This window comes from Vibrio sp. D173a (assembly GCF_030248475.1).
The window spans coordinates 1-2,398 of the sequence record NZ_JAHGAH010000013.1 but is presented as its reverse complement, the minus strand read 5'-3'; the positions used below and the strand labels follow the sequence as shown (position 1 = coordinate 2,398).

1 protein-coding gene and 1 pseudogene are annotated in these 2,398 nt (G+C 47.9%); both read right to left on the bottom strand.

The genetic code is table 11. The features are described 5' to 3' along the window. Positions 1 to 223 precede the first annotated feature (223 nt). Positions 224 to 1,069 (bottom strand): 3-keto-5-aminohexanoate cleavage protein, encoded by an 846-nt coding sequence (locus tag KIV40_RS02365; RefSeq protein WP_012127110.1) that lies wholly within the window; start codon positions 1,067 to 1,069, stop codon positions 224 to 226. Continuing rightward, positions 1,063 to 2,382: pseudogene (locus KIV40_RS02360) on the bottom strand (aspartate aminotransferase family protein). The gene KIV40_RS02365 and the pseudogene KIV40_RS02360 overlap by 7 nt, the downstream one beginning before the upstream one ends. Between the last annotated feature and the right edge of the window lie 16 nt (positions 2,383 to 2,398).

The window sequence follows — 2,398 nt, the reverse complement described above, 5'->3', positions numbered from 1 at the left end:
CAATGGGCGAGAAATCAGTCGTGACAACTGGGTTGAATTTCAAGGGGACAGCTTGAGGAGTTTGGTGATTGATCGAAGTTTTGTTTTGCCGCTTCGATCGCTGTGATTTCGATATCAAGATGGTATGGGCTCCTATTTTGGTTTGTACCTGTAACTTTATTAGCTGACACAGTCAGTTGAGGTGGGGAGTCCATACCATTGACTGAGTCGGGAATCTCTCAAATTAACTACCACTCAGGCTAAAGCGAAAACTCTCCACATCATGCAGTGGTACACCTAGCAATTCACTGACCTCTTTTAGTCGTTGTACTTGCTCTGCATTATTTTTAGCGAGTTGACCATCCGAACTCAAATGGTTGTTCTCAAAGCCTACCCGAACATCCAATCCCAGTAACATTGCATGGGTTAAACAGTCTTGCTCTCTCGTGCCAAACGCGCACACGGCACATCTAACGTTCTCTTCGATAAAGCGCTCCAAATACAGTGCCCGTAAACCCCATGGTGAAGATTGTTGAGCCTCATGATATCGACCAAGTACCACTAACGCGTGTTGGTTGTGCTTGGGTAAAACACCTCGATCTCGCAGGGAGAAATAGCGCTCGATGTCTGCCTGATCATACAAAATGATTTGGCTGAGAATACCCTGAGCAGCGACCCAATCAAAAAAGGCAAAACCTTGCTCCTCACTCTGCTCATCAGGAATCAGTTCACACAAAGCAAAGGAAGCGGCTTCTGGTTTTACCACTTTGATCAGCGCCATTTGCTGTTGTGGTGAATACATACCAACAGCTTCAGTCGTGAGCTGAACAATCATCGAATTCCCAACTGCAGCTTTCACCGCGTGGTAGATTTCTAAGTTGTCATCAACCTCTAGAGAATGCCTGCCTTGCACATCTCTCGCGTGCAAATGGATCATGGTAGCCCCTGCCGTTTGACATGCTTTCGCCTCGGCAACCATTTCTTCAGTATTCATCGGCAATTGAGCATGGTCTTGCTTGGTTTTTCTCGCCCCATTAGGCGCAACAATAATCGCGATTCGAGCTCTTTTAGGTTGGGAGTTCACTACCATTTCTGCGACACCTCTCTGAGTGTACGAGTGAGCTTATCCACCAGCTCGTCAATGTGGCTTCGTTCGATGATAAAAGGCGGTGCAAGAAGGATATGATGCCCATTTATACCATCAATCGTGCCGCCCATTGGGTAGCACATCAGCCCATTTGCCATCGCTTGTTGTTTGATCTTTTTGTCTGCCAAAGTTGAATTAGGCAGCGGGATTTTACTTACTTTGTCTGCGACAAGCTCAATGCCAAGAAACAGCCCTTTACCACGAATATCTCCAATATACGGGAAATCTGAAAGCGCCGATTCGAGCTCTCTTTTTAACATCGCCCCTTGTTGACTGACGGCTTGCAAGAGCTTTTGGGCACCGATGGTCTGAATGGTTGCAACGCCAGCCGCGCACGCAACAGGGTGCGCCATAAAGGTATGCCCGTGCTGAAAGAAGCCGCTACCAGACGCGATCTCTTGATAGACTCTATCGTTAGCAACAACAGCACCGATAGGTTGATAACCCGCCCCTAAACCTTTCGCCATGCAGACTAAATCCGGGACGGCCTGCTCTTGTTCAAAAGCAAAAAAGCTACCGCTGCGTCCAACACCACACATCACCTCATCCATGAACAGCAGCACATCATAGCGATCGCAAATTTCTCGTATTCGTTTGAAGTAACCTTGAGTGGCAGGTACTGCACCAGCTGTTGCGCCAACAATCGGCTCTGCAACAAACGCCATGACGTTATCCGAGCCCTGTTCTAAAATTTTAGCTTCAAGCTCATTGGCTGCTCTCAATGAGTAATCGAGTTCGGATTCGCCTTGCCTTTGATGACGATAGGCATAACACGGCGCAATATGATGGCTTGGGTGCAAGATGGGTTTGAAAGGTTCGCGCCGCCATTCATTACCACCAACAGCCAACGCACCAAGCGTATTACCGTGGTAGCTTTGTTGGCGGGCAATAAACTACTTTTTCTCTGGCTTACCGCATTCCACAAAGTACTGCCTTGCCATCTTTAGTGCCGATTCAACCGCTTCAGAGCCTCCACTGACTAAGTAGACGTGATTGAATTGTGATGGCATTTGCTTGCAAATCAACTCAGCCAACTGCTCACTAGCTTCGCTAGTAAAAAAGCCCGTGTGAGCAAAAGGCACTTTTTCGATCTGGTCGAGTATGGCTTGTTTAACAGCTTGGTGGCTGTGCCCAAGGTTTGATACGGCAGCGCCACCGCAAGCATCGAGATATTGATTACCTTGGCTATCGAACAGATAAACCCCTTCCCCTCTGGCGATAGTAGGCAACTTGGTGTGACAATGGCGGTGAAACACGGCTTTGTTGCGTAAT